This is a genomic window from Streptomyces sp. NPDC033178, from assembly GCF_055577685.1.
Map to the genome: position 1 here is coordinate 361,858 of NZ_JBVIPT010000008.1, position 15,567 is coordinate 377,424.

The following is a 15,567-nucleotide window of genomic DNA, read 5'->3' on the forward strand; positions in this document are numbered from 1 at the left end:
TTGTAATAATTCGGACTTACGTTCCTCTCTGTGAGCGGAGAAGACGAGCACGGGGGCGGGGGCGCCGCGACACCCGGCGCGGGGCGGCAACGATCCAGACGGGCACGGCTGTTGAGGGCCGCGGGAATCGCGCTCGGCTGCGCCCTGGTCGTCTCGCTGGCCGGTGCGGCATGGGCGTACTGGCATCTGAACCAGAACATCAAGAGCGTCGACATCGACAGCGCGCTGGGCGACGACCGCCCGGCGAGGGCGATGACGACGCCGAGCCCCTACGGCGCGGCCTCCCCCTCCCCGCTCCCGAGCGGCGCGCTCAACATCCTGGTCCTCGGCTCCGACTCGCGGGACGGCAAGCGGAACAAGGAACTCGGCGGCGGCAGCAGCGGCGGGGCCCGTTCCGACACCGCGATGGTCATCCACCTCGACGAGGGCCGGACGAAGGCGACCGTCGTGAGCATCCCGCGCGACACCCTCGTCACGCGCCCCGCCTGCCCGCGGGAGTCCGGCGGTTCGACATCGGTGTCGTACGGCGCGATGTTCAACACCGCGTACTCGGTCGGCGGGCCCGTCTGTGCCGTCAAGACCGTGGAGTCCATGACGAACGTCCGCATGGACCACTACATCGAGATCGACTTCGCGGGTTTCGCCGATCTGGTGGACGCGCTGGGCGGGGTCACGGTGACGACGGACGAGGACATCTCCGACGAGGACAGCCACCTCGAACTGGAGGCGGGCACCCACCACCTCGACGGTACGAAGGCCCTGGCCCTCGCGCGCACCCGGCACGGCATAGGCGACCAGAGCGACCTCGGCCGCATAGGCCTTCAGCAGCAACTGGTGAAGGCCCTCCTCGACCAGGTCGACTCCACGAACCTCCTCACCAACCCCACCCGCCTCTACCGCGTCGCCGACGCCCTCACCGACAGCCTCACCACGGACACCGGCCTCAACTCCCTCACCGAACTGATGAGCCTCGGCCAGAGCCTGAACTCCCTCTCCTCCTCCACGACGGAGACGGTGATGATGCCGGTGCTCCCGGCCCCGTCCGACCCCAACCGGGTGGTCGCGAACGAGCCGGAGGCGAGCGAGCTTTGGGAGTCGTTGCGGTGAGGCGCATTTAGCAGGTGGGGAGGGGGCGTCGGGCAACACCGGTTGCTCTTCACCCCGTCGAGGGGCGGCGGCCGGATGTGGCAACCGCCGAGGCTCCCTCGGACCCATCATGCTGAAGTGCTCCGGGGACCCTCACGACGTTCGCGTCACCGACTTGTCCGAGACTCCGTCTTTGCTGCCGTGGGCCTGACCTTCGTCGGGCTCGCCACGACGATGCTGGTGAGCGGCAGTAGCAACGACGACAACCAACTGGCCACAGTGGCCAGTCTGTTCGTGGGAATCGCCTCCCTGCTCGTGGCACTCATGGACTTCTTCCGCCAGGAGCCGGCCCCCGCCGACCCGGCCGCGTACGCCGACGACCTCGCCCGCACGCTCAGAGCGCAGTGGCTGGAGGAGGCGGAGGCACGAAGACTGCGCGATCCGCGAGTGCTGCCGCTCGCATGGACGAGCACACCTCGGCCGGTTGCTGACGAACTCCGTGGGTCGGCCTCCGGGACGCGCATCCTGCGTGTGCACCTGGACGGCCGCCTTGACGGGCGCTTCGATGCGGTCGCCGGGCAACTCGCGGAAGGCTATACGCAGCTGCCGCAGGGCCGACTGGTCGTCATCGGTGAGCCCGGGGCGGGCAAGACGGTCCTGGCGATGCTACTGACATTGGGGCTGTTGAACGTCCGACAGCAGGGCGGACGTGTCCCGGTCCTGCTTCCCGTCTCGACCTGGGATCCGGTGTGTGAGCCCCTTGATGAGTGGATGGTCCGCACGCTTGCGGTCCCTTACTACAGTGGACGCCAGGAGATTCCGCGCGCCCTACTGGCTCACGGGCTGCTGCTGCCTGTCCTGGACGGTCTCGATGAGATCTCCGAGCCGGCCCGCCGCGGAGCCATCCGGGGCATCAATCACGCAATCGGCGGCGAACGACCGGTCGTCGTGACGTGCCGTGCCGTGGAGTACGAGGAGTTGATCCGAGGCGGGGCCCCGACGCTGCGGCGGGCCCCTGTCGTGGAGGTGTCCCCGGTACCGCCCCGTGACGTCATCGGATACCTGCGGGACGTGGACTGGCCGGACAACGAGGCCGGGTGGGACGGAGTCTTCGCCCGCCTGCGCGCCGAGCCGAGTGGTCCGCTGGCTGAGGCCCTGTCCACACCGTTGATAGTGACCACGGCACGGCTCGTTTACCAGCGCGGAGGGGGTGACCCGGCCGAACTCCTCGACCGGCAGCGGTTCGACTGCCGGTACGCGGTGGAGGATCACCTCACGCGCAGGGTGGTCGAGGCGGCGTACCAGCCGGATCCACACGTGCCGGACGGGGGCGATGGCCGGGGAGGGTGGGACTCTGAGAAGGCCCGGCGATGGCTGACGTTTCTAGCCCGCTATCTGCACGATCACCGGGAGCGGGATCTGGCTTGGTGGCTGGTGAGCGGCCGGGTATTGCCGGTGTGGGCGGGGCCGGTTCTGGCCTTCGGGCTGGGATTGCTGCTCGCCATCGGGGCCGTGGTGTGGACCACTGCGGCCAGGGGGTTCGGACAGGGGCTGTCGAGCAATGATGTCCTTGTCCCCATGTACATCGGCGGCGCCTTCGCAGTGATCAGCTGCCTCGTCTGGTATGCGGCAGGGACCCGTCCGCCGGGCCGGCTCTCCTTCTCGCTGCGGGGGTCCGCCGGGCGGTTGCGGCGTGGATTCCGGCTCGGTGTCGTGCTGGGAGCGACAGCCGTGGTGCCGGTGACCGCCGGGACGTGCGTCTTCCGAGTTCTTGCACAGACGCCTGGGCCGGGCTCGTTGTCGGCCGCGGCGGACGTGTCCGAGTCGCTGATGGTCTGCGTCACTCTGAGCCTGGTGGTCGGTGGGGCTCTGGCCGCGCACAACTGGCTCAACGCGCCTCCATCCAGGGCAACCCAGGCAAGTCCCATGAAGTCCTATGCACAGGACCGGTGGTCGGCACTGGCCGGAGCGCTGGTGGGAGGACTCGTCGTCGGAGTCACCGGACTGCTGGGACTGCACGTTGGTCAGTTGGCGGGAGACCTGGCTTTTCGCGCACTCACAGACTGGCCGGGCTTTCCCGGCACGGGTGATGTGTCGGATTCCGCGGCGCTCAAGTGGCGCCAGGACTATGAGTCGTTGGGCCTGGACTCCCACGGCTGGGGAATCCCCTTTGTTCTGCCCGGGGTGGCGTTCGCACTCTGCATCCTCCTGACGCGAGCGTGGCCTCGATTCCTGTTGGCGAACGTCTGGCTTGCGGCGAGTGGCCGACTGCCCTGGCGCTTGTTCGCCTTTCTCGGGGATGCGCGGCGACGAGAGATCGTCAAGCAGTCCAACAGCACCTATCAGTTCCGTCACATCCGCCTTCAGGAGGCCCTGGCTGGGGAGCCGACGTACGACGGAGGTCCGGCATCTGCCCGACCGGGTGTGACGGAGGGCGTGCGGCGCCGTCTGGTCCTCGGCGCGGGGGTGGCTGCGGTGCTGGGCAGTGGGGTGGCATTGGTCGGGCGGCATGACGATCGGGGGGAGATTGTGTACTCGGATCCCGATGAGGTGCCGATGACTGCGGTGGTGTTTCGGCCCGATAGCGATGAAGTGGTCTGGGGTGCGGAGGACGGGCGGTTGTGGCGGGGCCACCAGGGGTGGAATGAGCTGCTTCTGGGACGCGTGCGTCTCACCGGGCGGGAAAGAGGGGCCGGGGTCATTCGAGATGTCAAGGGCTTGGCGTTTCGCCCAGACGGCAGAGTGCTTGCTGTCGGCCGGAGAGAGCAGCTCAAGATCTGGAATGCGCAGGGGAAGCCGGAGTGGCGCACGTTAAGGAAGGAAGGTATACCGACCCGTGACCTTGCCTTCGGCGGCAACTATTTGTCGGGAAGTGCTGGCTATGGCAACTTCCATACTCTGCTGTGGGTCGATGAGGAAGGCCAGCCGAAGGAAATAGACATCGCAGGTGGATATCTGTACGTGGCGGCCACGGGCTGGCTGCATGGAAACAGTCTGGCACTGTTCAGGAAAGATGGGCAGATGCGGTTGCATGTGGCGCCGGAATTCACCGAGGGCCCTGGAGCGCCGTTGGTGGGGGCGCCACAGGGTGACGAATTACTGAATTCCGAGTTGGTCGTCAGTCCGCACGGCGAATGTCTGTACCTGAACTCCGGATCGGACCTGCCTGGGCGGAGCGGACTGTGGCGCCCCGATCCCCGTGACGGTAAATGGCGCCGGATCGGGCATGTGCCCCTCCCGTCCTCGATCGTCTTCCATCCACGAAAACCGTTTCTTGCGCTCAGTCGAACGTTCCCGGACGAGGAATGGTATGGCGACGGGAACATCGAGCTGTGGCGCACTGACGGCACCCCGTTTTGTTGGAAGACCTTCTATGGGCACATGGGCGAGGTCTACTCCATGAGTTTCAACTCGAAAGGAACCCAACTCGCCAGCGCCAGCATGGATGGCACCGTACGCCTGTGGAATGTCGGGCACCTGGCGTAGCCTCAAAGTGGCCATTGATGCCGGCAATGGTCGTGGCGTGGTTGCCCGCGTGGGTGGGCCGAGCCGGACGGTGTCCTGATGACCGTCGAGTCACCTCCCGTGTTCGGGACGCGAACAGCGTCACCGTGTACGCCGATCCGGAGAAGGGGGAGTACCGCTCGGTCACCAGCCGGGCCTTCGGTGTCGCGATCGACCTGCCGGACCCCGTCGGCTTCACCCTGGAGACCGACGAGCTCAAGGAGTTCGCTGACTGAGTCGAACCGATGTGCGTGCCTGGCCTCATGACCTGCGAGAACAACCTCGGCAGATAGTTTCTCCAAGAATTTCGGCGCGCGTGTCGATCCGGGTGTGGCCCGTTCGACGCACAGATGAAAGGGAAGGTGGGACGAGCCCCGCCCCCGTACCGAGAGACTCAGGAGTCACCATGCCCCGCTACCTGTCGATGATCCGTATCGATGAGCAGAACGCGCCCGCCGAGGGGCCGAGCGACGAGCTCATGGCGCGGATGGGGGAGCTGATCGAGGAGATGACGAAGGCCGGGGTGCTGCTGGACACCTCCGGGCTGAAGCCGACCGCGGAGGGGACGCGGGTGCGGTGGGAGGGCGGGGAACTGTCCGTCACCGACGGGCCGTTCACCGAGGCCAAGGAGGTCATCGGCGGGTACGCGATGCTGCAGGCCAAGGACAAGGCCGAGGCGGTCGAGTGGACCAAGAGGTTCCTCCAGATCCACGAGGCCCACTGGACGGTGACCTGCGAGGTACGGGAAATCGTCGAAGGCTGAGCCTTGGCCGTACGGCTCCGGGGGTGTCTGATGGTGGAGCGTGACACCAGAACCATCAGCGGACGCCCCCGCCCACGCCATCGAAACCGTCTTCCGTATCGAGTCGCCCCGCATCATCGCCGGGGTCGCGCGCATCGTGCGGGACGTCGGGATCGCGGAGGAGCTGGCGCAGGACGCGCTGGTCGCCGCGTTGGAGCAGTGGCCCCGGGAGGGGGTGCCCGGCAATCCCGGGGCCTGGCTCATGGCCACGGCCAAGCACCGGGCCATCGATCTCGTACGGCGGCGCGAGCGGTACGCGCGCAAGCTCGTGGAGATGGGGCGGGACCTGGAGGCGTCCGCGCCGCACGGGCACGTCGACGAGCCGGCCGATCCCGACGACATCGACGACGACCTGCTGCGACTCGTCTTCACCGCGTGTCATCCCGTGCTGTCCGCCGAGGCCCGGATCGCCCTCACCCTGCGGCTGCTCGGCGGGCTGACCACCGTCGAGATCGCCCGCGCCTACCTCGTCCCGGAGGCGACCGTCGCCCAGCGCATCGTGCGCGCCAAGCGGACGCTCGCCGCGAAGGCCGTCGCCTTCGAGGTGCCGTACGGGCCCGAGCGCGAGGCCCGGCTCGGGTCCGTACTCGAAGTCATCTACCTGATCTTCAACGAGGGGTACGCGGCCACCGCGGGCGACGACCTGCTGCGCCCCGCGCTCTGCGAGGACGCCCTGCGACTCGCTCGCGTGCTCGCCGAGTTGATGCCCAAGGAGCCCGAAGTACACGGGCTGGCCGCCCTGTTGGAGATCCAGGCGTCGCGGTCGGCCGCGCGCACCGGGCCCTCGGGCGAGCCCGTGCTACTCAAGGACCAGCAGCGTTCCCGGTGGAACCGGCTCCTCATCCGCCGCGGGTTCGCCGCCCTCGCCCGTGCGGAGGCCGTGTCCACGGGTGGTGGTCCTGGGCCGTATGTGCTGCAGGCCGCCATCGCCGCGTGCCATGCCCACGCCTATTCGTACGAGGGGACCGACTGGGCGCGGATCGCCACGCTGTACGGGCTGCTGGTCGGCCGGACCCCGTCTCCCGTCGTCGAGCTGAACCGGGCCGTTGCCGTGTCCATGGCCGAGGGGCCCGAGGCCGGGCTCACCATCGTGGATGCGCTCGTCGACGAACCGGCCTTGCGGGGCTATCACCTGCTGCCCAGTGTGCGGGGGGATCTGCTGGTGCGGCTCGGGCGGGTGGGGGAGGCGCGGAGGGAGTTCGAGAGGGCGGCTTCGTTGACGCGGAACGAGCGGGAGCGGGGGCTTCTGCTGGGGCGGGCGGAGGAGTGCGGGTAGCTCCGTCGGCTAGCTCCCCGGGTTCGCTGCGCTGGCTGGCTGCGTCGGCAGGCTGCGCCGGTTCGCTGCGCCGCTGGCTCCGCAGGTTCGCTTCGCCGGGCGGGCGGTTCGGAGTCTGCGGGTTTGTGTGTGTGGGGGGCTGGTCGCGCCCACGCGGCGGAGCCGCAGAGTGCCACAGCCCCGCGCCCCCTACGGGGCGGTGGTCGCCGCACCCAGTCAGGGGATTCAGGGTGCCGTGCCCCGTAAGGGGGCGCCCGGTGCCGTCGCCCGAACGGCCCATCCACCGAGAGCCTCTCCCGCTGCCGTGTCACGGTGGTGATACCTGTCGCCACCACCGGACCCGGGAGCGTCGTCATGGCAGATCTGCAGGACGAACTGCACGCAACCGCCGAGGTCGGCGAGCTGGATCGCCCCGATGTCGAGGGGGAGTTCGAGCCGGATGTTCTTGAGGACGAGCGGGGTCTCGCAGTCGATGCCGGACCCGAGGGGGACGAGGGGGACGCGGCCGACGACCCCCTCGTCCGCGCGCACGCCCTTCTCGCCGCCCACCCCGTCGCCGACGGCTACAGCGGTCTGCCGTGGGCGCTGCGGCACCTGCCCTGGTACGACCTGGAGCTCGGCGAGAGCACGATAGACACGGACGTGCCCAGGCTGAGGGAAGGGCACGTGGCGGCGTTGTTCTGGTCGCTGCATCTGTCCGAGGGCCTCGTCGGCGAGCGGGCGGTCGGGGCCACGCTGGAGCAGCTCGACCTGGTGAGGACCGTGGTGGAGGCCCATCCGGAGGGCCTGCGGATGGCCCACAGCGCGGCCCAGGTCACGGACGCCAGGAACTGCGGGCGGGTCGCCGTGCTGCTCGGTCCCGCGGCCGCCGCCGCACTGGACGACTCGCTGGGCATCCTGCGCGCGCTGCACGCCCTCGGCCTGCGCGTCCTCACCCTCTCCGGCGCGTCCTGGGCCGGCGAGAAAGGGCTGACCAGGTTCGGCGAGGAGGTCGTACGCGAGACGAACCGCATCGGCGTGCTCGTCGACCTGTCCGGCGCCTCCGACGCGACCGTCCGCCGCGCCCTCACCATCTCCAAGTCCCCGGTCGTCTTCACCCGCTCCGCCGCCCGCGCCCTGCGCCTCCACCCGGCGAACCTCCCCGACGACGTGCTCGTCGAACTCGGCATCACCAAGGGCCTGTGCCTCGTGCCGCTGACCGCCGAACAGACGGGCCCGTCGGTACGGGACGTCGCGGACCACCTCGACCACGTACGCGCGCTTGCGGGCCCGGAGTGCGTCGGCCTCTCGGGGACGTACGACTCCGGGGCCGCACACCCCCAGGACCTGTCCGACGCCTCGGGGTATCCGCGCCTCGTCGCCGAACTCCTCGGCCGCGGCTGGTCCGAGTCCGACCTCGCCCTGCTCACCTGGGGCAACGTCCAACGCGTCCTGCGCAGCGCGGACTTCATTGCTCGCGCGGCCCGCAGCCGCCGGGAGCCGTCGACGGCGAAGATCGCCGAGATGGACGGGTAGCCCCCGGCGGTCGTTCGTCGGCTGCGGGCGGGTGGGGACAAAAGACAGGGCGCAGCCGCGTCTTTCAGGGGCGCGGGGAACTGCGCGACCAGCCCCCACTCACCCGCACATCACACGATTCCGCGGCCCGAGGCCCCGTTGTGCCTCAGCAGGCGCAGAGGCAGAACGGGTGCCCGGCCGGATCCGCGTACACCCGCCACCCCCGCCCCCGATCCGCCGCTTCGAGCACGGTCGCGCCCAGCGCCAGGACTTCCTTCTCCGCCGAGTCCAGGTTCTCGACCGTCAGGTCCAGATGGAACTGCTGGGAGCCGTCGGGCGCGGGCCACTTCGGCGGTACGTGGCCGGGGGCGGCCTGGAACGCCAGCGCCCGTCCGCCGGGCAGCCGCAGGTCGACCCAGTCGGCCTCCCCCTCGGTCTCGACGGTGCCGCCCAGCACTCCGGCGTAGAACGAAGCAAGCGCGCGGGGGTCGGGACAGTCCAGAACGACGGTGCCCAGTTCGGCGACAGCCATGACTTCCTCCTCTGATGTCCATGCGTGATGTCCATACCTCGATCGTTACCTGCAAAGCGGCTCAGTAGGTAACGGTTACTGCATACTCCCCCATAAGAGGTAACGTCGCAACCATGAATGACCGCGCGCCCGCACCCGGCGGGCTGGCCCTGCTCCAGTCCCTGGTGAACACCCTGGACATCGAGTCGGGTGCCGACTCCCTGGACACGGTGGAGGGTCGCGCCGGGCTGGGCCTGGCGGAGGCCGACGTGGAGGCCGCGCGGGAACTGCGTGAGTCGCTGCGGGCCGTCTGTCTCGCGCACGCGGGCCATCCGGCACACCGGGAGGTACGCCCCCTCGACGAGCTGCTCGCCGCGGCCCCGCTCGTCGTCACGGTCTCCGCGGCGGACGGCTCGGCGGCCCTCAGGCCGGCGGACCCGGCCGCCCTCACCTCCCGGGTCGCCGCGGCCGTCGCCGAGTCCCTCGCCGCCGGCACCTGGCTCCGCCTCAAGGCCTGCGAGGCGCCGGACTGCCACTGGGCGTACTACGACCGCAGTCCGGCGGGGCGTGGCCGCTGGTGCTCGATGTCCGTCTGCGGGGCTCGGGCGAAGATGCGCCGCTATCGCGCGAAGTAGCCGGAGCCCGGGGCCCCGGGCCGCCCCTCCACTACGGCTACGGGGTGTCCTGTTTCTCCCTCGCAGCCGAGCGCGAACCCACCAGCAGCAGACACAGCACGGCCACTCCCGCCACCACTCCCGCCAGGACGAGCAGGCCGTCGAGGGGGCGGGAGGAGGCGGTCGGTTCGATGGCCTGTGGGGTCGTCGCCGGACCTGCCGCCGAAGGTGCCGCCGCGGCCGCCGGGGCCGAAGTGGGCGGTGCGGACGGGGACTTGGTGGCAGTCGGCGACTTGGAACGCCCCGCCGGAGAGGCCGCCGAAGCCGTCGGAGCCGTGTGGTGCCCGGTCCCGGTCCCGGTCCCGGTCCCGGACCCGGTGCCCGTTCCGGCCCCAACCCCAGCTCCCGTTCCGGACCCGTGATCGTCCGACCCCGAATGCGTATGAGCCGGTGCCGCGGGAGTCGGTGCCGCCCGGACGACGATCCGGGCCGTCATGTCCGGGTGCACGGTGCAGTAGTACCCGTACGACCCGGCCGTCGTGAACGTGAAGCTCCAGCTCTGCCCCTTCTGCAGCATCGGCGAGTGGATGGAGGCCGGGCCGGAGGTGGTCTTCACGTCGTGCGGGGCCGTGTCCTGGTTGGTCCAGGTCACCGTGGAGCCCACCGGGACGGTGAGGGCGGCGGGGCTGAACGCGTACCCCTTCATCGCCACCCGGTAGGTGGCCGCCGACGCGGGCCCGGGCGCCGCCCACAGCAGCAACACCGGTACCAGCAGGACGAGTACGGAGAGTGCCGAGAGCAGTGGGGAGAGTGCGGAGCGTACGGCGAACGCGGCGGGTCCCGGCGGCACGCGCCGCCCCCGCCGTCCCGCGCTCACGCGAACTCCGCGGCGATCAGCAGCCGCAGCCGGGTCGCCGGGCGGGGCCACGGCAGCCGGAAGCCGGTCGCGCGCCGGAGCAGGCGGTACGAGAGCCGGGTCGAACCCACCACCAGTAGCCGCCCCTCGGCGCACCTCACCACGCGCAGGCGCATCAGCACCGGGAACGCGACACCCCGTACGTCGAGGTCGGCGAGCAGTTGCAGGTGCCGTCCGTCGGCCAGGGGTTCCACGTGCTCGGAGACCAGGGAGGCCTTCATCGTGCCGGCGAGGTCGAAGCGGAACACGGGCCGCGCGCCCTCGGATTCGGACGCGGCCTCGGCCGCCGATACCGCCTCGGACACGGACACAGCCTCGGAATCGGGGACCGTGAGCGACGCCCCGGTCAGGGTGACGCGGCGTCGCAGGGTCGCCAACGGGCCGTAGTAGGCGGTGAGTTCGGCGAAGGAGCGGCCGGGTGCGACGGCGTACCGGCCGGGCGGTGGGGAGACGGTGGGCAGGGTGACGGTCGTCATCCTGGTTCTCCTTCCGAGGAGAAACAGAGCGGGGGAGAATGAACGCCGGACGCCGGGCCGGCCGACTGAGCCTCGGCCGGCCCGGCGTCCTCCTGTGGCGGCGGTACCGCATGGATCAGCGGTCCGCCCGGATCGGCGGTGCCGCCGGTGTCAGCAGCTGCTGGTCAGATAGCCCGTCGTGGGGGCGAGCATGTGCTCGGCCCAGACCGTGTGCATCTTCACGTAGCTGTCGACGTCGAGCAGATCGGTGATCTGCTGGCCGAGCGACTCCTCCAGATGTGCCGAGTTGATGTGCTGGAGCAGCACACCGAGGGTGTCGTCGACGACCGCGCCCCCGCCTTCCGTGGCGGGCGTGAGGATGCTCTCGACCCACACGGTGTGCATCTTGATGTACGAGTCGAGGGCCAGCGCGTCCTGCACCTGCTCACCCGGAGAACGCTCCAGGTGCGCGGCGTTGAGGTGCTGCAGGATCGGCAGCAGTACGTCCTGGACGCTGGCGCACTGCTCGTCGCCGCCGTCCCCGCCGCCTGTGCTGCCTCCCGTACCGCCACCGGTGCTGCCGCCCGTGCTGCCACCGCTGGTTCCGCCGGAGCTGCCTCCGGACGTGCCGCCGGTGTCACCTCCGCTCGTGCCGCCCGAGCCGGAGCCCCCGGTCGAGCCCCCCGACGTACCGCCGGTGGAGCCGCCCGTGGAGCCGCCCGTGGAGCCGCCGGTGGACCCGCCCGTGGAACCGCTGTCGTCCGCGACGACCTTCACGGACGCCACCATGTCCGGGTGCACCGCGCAGTAGTACTCGTACGTCCCCGCCGTGGTGAAGGTGTATGACCAGGAGTCGCCCTTCTCAAGGGTGCCCGAGTCGAACTTCTTCGGGCCCTTGGTGGTGGTGACGGTGTGCGGGGCCGTGTCGTGGTTGGTCCACTGGACGGTCTCGCCGACCTTGACGACCAGCTGCTTCCCGTCGCCGAACTTGTTGCCCATGATGTCGACCTGGTGGTCGGCAGCGGCGGCTGCCGCGGGCTTGGCCTCGGCCGCCGCGGCTGCGGGCGCCTGAGCCGCGCCCGCCGCCGTGTCGGTCGTCGACGCCGAGCCGGCCGTCGCCTGAAGCAGCCCCAGGCTGAGCACCGCCGCGAAGGCGGCGCCGAGCCCGGCGACGAGCAGGGCCCGGTTCCCGGCGGGCGCGCGGCGGCGCCGTTCACCGGTGTCTTTACTGCGCATCAACGTAACTCCCTTGTCTGTGAGGGGATTTCGGGGTTTTCAGGGGAGGTCAGCGGCCGGGATCGGCCGTGACCAGGAGACTCGTCACGGCGAGCACGACGAGGACGAGCCCCGTCTCCGCCGCGACCGAGTAACCGAAGGGCCGCACGGTGGCGGCCTCGCCGCGCAGCAGCACGGCGAGTTCCAGACGCGTACGCACCCACTGACGGCTGCGCCACGCGGCGAACAGAACGAGGGCCAGCACACCGGTCTTGACCAGCAGCAACTGCCCGTACGAGGTGTGCAGCAGGGCGTCGTACGAGCCCACGACCTGCCAGGCAAGCACCAGCCCGGCCACGGCGATCGCGGCCACCGACGCGCCCGCCAGCTTCGAGTAGCCGGGCACGACCAGCGCCAGCTCGGCGGGGTCCCGGCGCGGCAGCACGGCCACCGCGAGCATGGCCAGACCGCCGATCCACAGACTCGCCCCGAGCAGATGCACCAGGTCGGCCAGCGCGCCCCAAGTCGGCTCCGTGCCCTCGGAGTTGTGGCCCGTCATCCCGGTCGCCCGCAGCAGCCCGAGCGACACGGCGAGGGCACCCACGCGCCAGCCGGGCGAGCGGGCCGTACGGCCGCCGCCCTGGAGCAGCGCGCTCAGCACCACGGCGGCGAGCACCCAGAGCAGCCCGCGGGCGGCGAGTGCGAGGCCGGGCCCGGTGCTGAGCACGTTCGCGTACGCCGACGCCGAGAGCGCGTCGCGAAGGCCGCCCAACTCGGCGTACGCGCCCTGCAGTCCGAGCGCCACGACCGTCGAGAGCAGCCCGACCGTCCAGGCGAGGGTGAGCATCGCCCGGGCCCGCGGCTCAGTCGCCCCGCGTGGCCAGAGCAGCGCGACGAACGCGATGCCGCCGATGAACAGGGCCAGCGAGAGATAGCCGGCCCAGCGAGCGGCGACGAGGCCGTGCCGCACCGAGGGGGAGGGCGCGGGGGCGGCCTCGTCGCCGCGGTCCTGGGCGGCGGCGGGCGCCGCCGTCGTACCGATGCCGAACGTCAGCCGGCCGGAGGACGCGTGCCCGTCCTCCTCGTCGATGACGGACCAGGTGAGGGCGAGTTCACCGCTCTTCGGAGCCACCTCGGGGAGCGCGGCCCGCACGGTGTCGCCGCCCCCGCGCGGGGCTCGGGAGACGGGGAGCCGGTCGCCGTCGAGCGTCATCACGCGTACGTCGGACAGCTCGACGGGCTCGTCGAAGGTGAGGGTGAGATGGGCGGGCGCCCTGCCGAGTTCCGTGCCGTCCTTGGGAGTCGAGCGGACCAACTCGGTGTGGGCGGAGGCGGGCACCGCGCCGACGAGGACGTACAGGAGGGCGGCCGCGAGGAGGACGAGGAGGGCGGCCGGGCGGCGGGTGAGGGGGCGGGGGCGCGTTGTCACGGGGTAGCCTCCGCGTCGTCCGGGGCGGAGAGAAGGTCCGGCGTGGCGACTCCGACGCAGAGGGAGGGTGTCGGTTCGGGGGTGGGTTCCGTGCCGCCGACGAGACCGAGGGCCTGGCCCGTGAGCCCGGCGATCCCGGTGAGCAGGGGCTGTACGAGGTGTACGTCGCCGTCGTCGCAGGAGTCGTCGCCCGGGGGATTCGTGGGGGAGGGGGTGGGAGTGGGCGTGGGGGAGGGCGTGGTTTCCTGCCCGCCGTGACCGTCATGGCCGCCGGCGCCGGACTCCCCGCTCCCGCTGCCGGTGCCGCTTCCCGTTCCGGCCCCGTGCCCGGCGTGGCCGCCGTCCCCGATCGGCACGACGCCGGTGCCGATCGGCAACTCACCCGCGCCGACCGGGACTTGGGGCACGGGCGCGGCCCCCTCCGGCGCGTCCTCGCCCGGCGCCGGAGTCGTACTGGGCGGTGCCGTCGCCGCGGGCGGTGACGCGGGTGGCACGGCGGCCTGCGCCGACCCCGACGACGGCGGGGCGCCGATCCCCGAGGCGTAACCGAGCACGATCAGCACGGCGCCGACGAGCGCGCCCGCGACCACCTCGTCGCGGTGATCCCTCGGCCAGTCCGCCCTGTTGAACAGGGGCATGATCACTCCTGGCATGGTCCGGTCATTCAGATCGGTGAATGCGGACCAGTGGAGTGGGAGCCGAATTCCGCGCGGCTACGCGTTGGTTAATCGCCTGTTGCCTGCCTCTCCTTCAGGGGTGCCCCTGCTGTGAGAACGGGCTACAACGACGTCATTCCGTGCATTGCGACTGTGAAGATGTGGCGCGCAGGGCACGGCAATTCCACCACATTGCTCGAATGTGATTCGAACCAATTGGAAAGATGAAGTGCAGGGCATATGCCGCTCAGGCGGCCGGCCGCCCCATCGCCCGGTACGTCCAGCCCGCCGCCCGCCACACGGCGGGGTCGAGCGCGTTGCGGCCGTCCAGTACGACGCGGTCCGTCACGGCCTCGCCGAGCGCCGCCGGGTCCAGCTCGCGGAACTCGCGCCACTCGGTGAGGTGCAGGACGACATGGGCGCCGCGTACGGCCTCCGCGGCGGTGTCCGCGTACCCGAGCGTCGGGAAGAGTCGTCGCGCGTTGTCGAGGCCCTTGGGGTCGTAGACCGTGACCTGACCGCCCTGCAGATGAATCTGCCCGGCGACATTCAGCGCGGGGGAATCCCGGACGTCGTCCGAATCCGGCTTGAACGTCGCGCCGAGCACCGCGATCCGCTTCCCGAGGAACGATCCGCCGCCCAGGGCCTCACGCGTCATTTCCACCATCTGACCGCGGCGCCGCATATTGATGGAGTCGATCTCGCGCAGGAAGGTGAGCGCCTGGTCGGCGCCCAGTTCACCGGCGCGTGCCATGAAGGCGCGAATGTCCTTGGGGAGGCATCCGCCACCGAAACCGATGCCCGCGCGCAGGAACTTCTTGCCGATCCGGTCGTCGTGGCCGATCGCCTCGGCGAGCTTCACGACGTCGCCGTCGGCGGCCTCGCACACCTCGGCCATCGCGTTGATGAAGGAGATCTTGGTGGCGAGGAAGGAGTTCGCGGCGGTCTTCACCAGCTCGGCGGTCGGGAAGTCGGTCACCACGAAGGGCGAGCCCTCGGCGATCGGCGTCGCGTACACCTCGCGCAGCAGCTTCTCGGCGCGCTCACTGCGGACACCGGCCACGATGCGGTCGGGGTGCAGGGTGTCCTGGACGGCGAGGCCCTCGCGCAGGAACTCGGGGTTCCAGGCCAGCTCCACGTCCTCGCCGGCGGGGGCGAGCCCGACCAGCGTGCGGCCCAGCCGCTCGGCCGACCCCACGGGCACGGTGGACTTGCCGACGACGAGGGCGGGGCCCGTCAGATGGGGTGCGAGCGAGGCGAAGGCGGCGTCGACGTACGACATGTCGCACGCGTACTCACCGTGCTTCTGCGGGGTGTTCACACAGACGAAGTGGATGTCGCCGAACTCCGCGACCTCGGCCCAGTCCATGGTGAACCGCAGCCGCCCGCTGGACCCCTCGATCCCGGCGACGTGCTTGGCCAGCAGCTCTTCGAGCCCCGGCTCGTACATCGGGACCTCGCCCCGCTGGAGCATCTCGATCTTCTCGGGTACGACGTCGAGTCCCAGCACCTCGAACCCGAGCTCGGCCATGGCCGCGGCGTGCGTGGCGCCGAGGTAGCCGGTGCCGATCACGGTGATCTTGAGGGCCATGGATGCTCCAGTAGGTGT

14 protein-coding genes are annotated in these 15,567 nt (G+C 70.6%); 7 read left to right on the plus strand and 7 right to left on the minus strand.

The genetic code is table 11. From position 1 onward, the window contains the following. Positions 1-30 precede the first annotated feature (30 nt). The 6 genes from ACZ5VQ_RS22330 (at position 31) to ACZ5VQ_RS22355 (ending at position 8,183) form a co-directional block, all read left to right on the plus strand. Positions 31-1,107, plus strand: coding sequence for an LCP family protein (locus ACZ5VQ_RS22330; RefSeq protein ID WP_469106388.1), 1,077 nt, complete (start codon positions 31-33; stop codon positions 1,105-1,107). A gap of 180 nt (positions 1,108-1,287) precedes the next feature. Then, positions 1,288-4,572, plus strand: a complete 3,285-nt coding sequence (locus tag ACZ5VQ_RS22335; protein WP_469106389.1) for a hypothetical protein — start codon at positions 1,288-1,290, stop codon at positions 4,570-4,572. 125 nt (positions 4,573-4,697) lie between these two features. After that, positions 4,698-4,826, plus strand: a complete 129-nt coding sequence (locus tag ACZ5VQ_RS22340) for a hypothetical protein (RefSeq protein ID WP_469106390.1) — start codon at positions 4,698-4,700, stop codon at positions 4,824-4,826. 170 nt (positions 4,827-4,996) lie between these two features. After that, positions 4,997-5,353 carry a YciI family protein gene (locus ACZ5VQ_RS22345; RefSeq protein ID WP_469106391.1) on the plus strand — a complete coding sequence of 119 codons (357 nt, stop codon included), beginning with the start codon at positions 4,997-4,999 and terminating at the stop codon, positions 5,351-5,353. 40 nt (positions 5,354-5,393) lie between these two features. Continuing rightward, the gene (locus ACZ5VQ_RS22350; protein ID WP_469106392.1) at positions 5,394-6,668 is read left to right on the plus strand and encodes an RNA polymerase sigma factor; all 1,275 of its coding nucleotides are present in this window, start codon (positions 5,394-5,396) and stop codon (positions 6,666-6,668) included. Between the two features lie 354 nt (positions 6,669-7,022). Further along, entirely contained in the window at positions 7,023-8,183 is a 1,161-nt protein-coding gene (locus ACZ5VQ_RS22355) for a dipeptidase (protein WP_469106393.1), read from the plus strand. Between the two features lie 145 nt (positions 8,184-8,328). On the opposite strand, the gene ACZ5VQ_RS22360 is transcribed toward ACZ5VQ_RS22355, so the two are convergent. Next, entirely contained in the window at positions 8,329-8,694 is a 366-nt protein-coding gene (locus tag ACZ5VQ_RS22360; RefSeq protein WP_469106394.1) for a VOC family protein, read from the minus strand. A 113-nt stretch (positions 8,695-8,807) separates the two neighbouring features. Here ACZ5VQ_RS22360 and ACZ5VQ_RS22365 point away from each other — a divergent pair, with 113 nt between their 5' ends. Continuing rightward, a complete protein-coding gene (locus ACZ5VQ_RS22365; protein WP_469106395.1) occupies positions 8,808-9,308 on the plus strand; it encodes a CGNR zinc finger domain-containing protein in 501 nt (166 codons plus the stop codon). Positions 9,309-9,345: 37 nt separating this feature from the next. On the opposite strand, the gene ACZ5VQ_RS22370 is transcribed toward ACZ5VQ_RS22365, so the two are convergent. From ACZ5VQ_RS22370 to ACZ5VQ_RS22395, 6 genes are all read right to left on the minus strand, one after another. Next, positions 9,346-10,164, minus strand: coding sequence for a cupredoxin domain-containing protein (locus tag ACZ5VQ_RS22370; RefSeq protein WP_469106396.1), 819 nt, complete (start codon positions 10,162-10,164; stop codon positions 9,346-9,348). Continuing rightward, on the minus strand, positions 10,161-10,679 hold the full coding sequence (locus ACZ5VQ_RS22375; RefSeq protein WP_469106397.1) for a hypothetical protein: 519 nt from the start codon (positions 10,677-10,679) through the stop codon (positions 10,161-10,163). The genes ACZ5VQ_RS22370 and ACZ5VQ_RS22375 overlap by 4 nt, the downstream gene beginning before the upstream one ends. A 150-nt stretch (positions 10,680-10,829) precedes the next feature. Beyond that, positions 10,830-11,894, minus strand: a complete 1,065-nt coding sequence (locus tag ACZ5VQ_RS22380; RefSeq protein ID WP_469106398.1) for a cupredoxin domain-containing protein — start codon at positions 11,892-11,894, stop codon at positions 10,830-10,832. Positions 11,895-11,943: 49 nt separating this feature from the next. Further along, on the minus strand, positions 11,944-13,302 hold the full coding sequence (locus tag ACZ5VQ_RS22385; RefSeq protein WP_469106399.1) for a copper resistance CopC/CopD family protein: 1,359 nt from the start codon (positions 13,300-13,302) through the stop codon (positions 11,944-11,946). Next, entirely contained in the window at positions 13,299-13,940 is a 642-nt protein-coding gene (locus ACZ5VQ_RS22390) for a hypothetical protein (protein WP_469106400.1), read from the minus strand. Before ACZ5VQ_RS22390 ends, ACZ5VQ_RS22385 begins: the two co-directional genes overlap by 4 nt. A gap of 265 nt (positions 13,941-14,205) precedes the next feature. Then, positions 14,206-15,549, minus strand: a complete 1,344-nt coding sequence (locus tag ACZ5VQ_RS22395; protein WP_469106401.1) for a UDP-glucose dehydrogenase family protein — start codon at positions 15,547-15,549, stop codon at positions 14,206-14,208. Positions 15,550-15,567: the final 18 nt, after the last annotated feature.

Excerpts from the sequence above, each read along its gene's own strand:
- ACZ5VQ_RS22375 (WP_469106397.1), bottom strand. The coding sequence starts at position 10,679 with ATGACGACCGTCACCCTGCCCACCGTCTCCCCACCGCCCGGCCGGTAC.
- ACZ5VQ_RS22365 (WP_469106395.1), top strand. The coding sequence starts at position 8,808 with ATGAATGACCGCGCGCCCGCACCCGGCGGGCTGGCCCTGCTCCAGTCC.
- ACZ5VQ_RS22395 (WP_469106401.1), bottom strand. The coding sequence starts at position 15,549 with ATGGCCCTCAAGATCACCGTGATCGGCACCGGCTACCTCGGCGCCACG.
- ACZ5VQ_RS22390 (WP_469106400.1), bottom strand. The coding sequence starts at position 13,940 with ATGCCCCTGTTCAACAGGGCGGACTGGCCGAGGGATCACCGCGACGAG.
- ACZ5VQ_RS22380 (WP_469106398.1), bottom strand. The coding sequence starts at position 11,894 with ATGCGCAGTAAAGACACCGGTGAACGGCGCCGCCGCGCGCCCGCCGGG.
- ACZ5VQ_RS22360 (WP_469106394.1), bottom strand. The coding sequence starts at position 8,694 with ATGGCTGTCGCCGAACTGGGCACCGTCGTTCTGGACTGTCCCGACCCC.
- ACZ5VQ_RS22355 (WP_469106393.1), top strand. The coding sequence starts at position 7,023 with ATGGCAGATCTGCAGGACGAACTGCACGCAACCGCCGAGGTCGGCGAG.
- ACZ5VQ_RS22345 (WP_469106391.1), top strand. The coding sequence starts at position 4,997 with ATGCCCCGCTACCTGTCGATGATCCGTATCGATGAGCAGAACGCGCCC.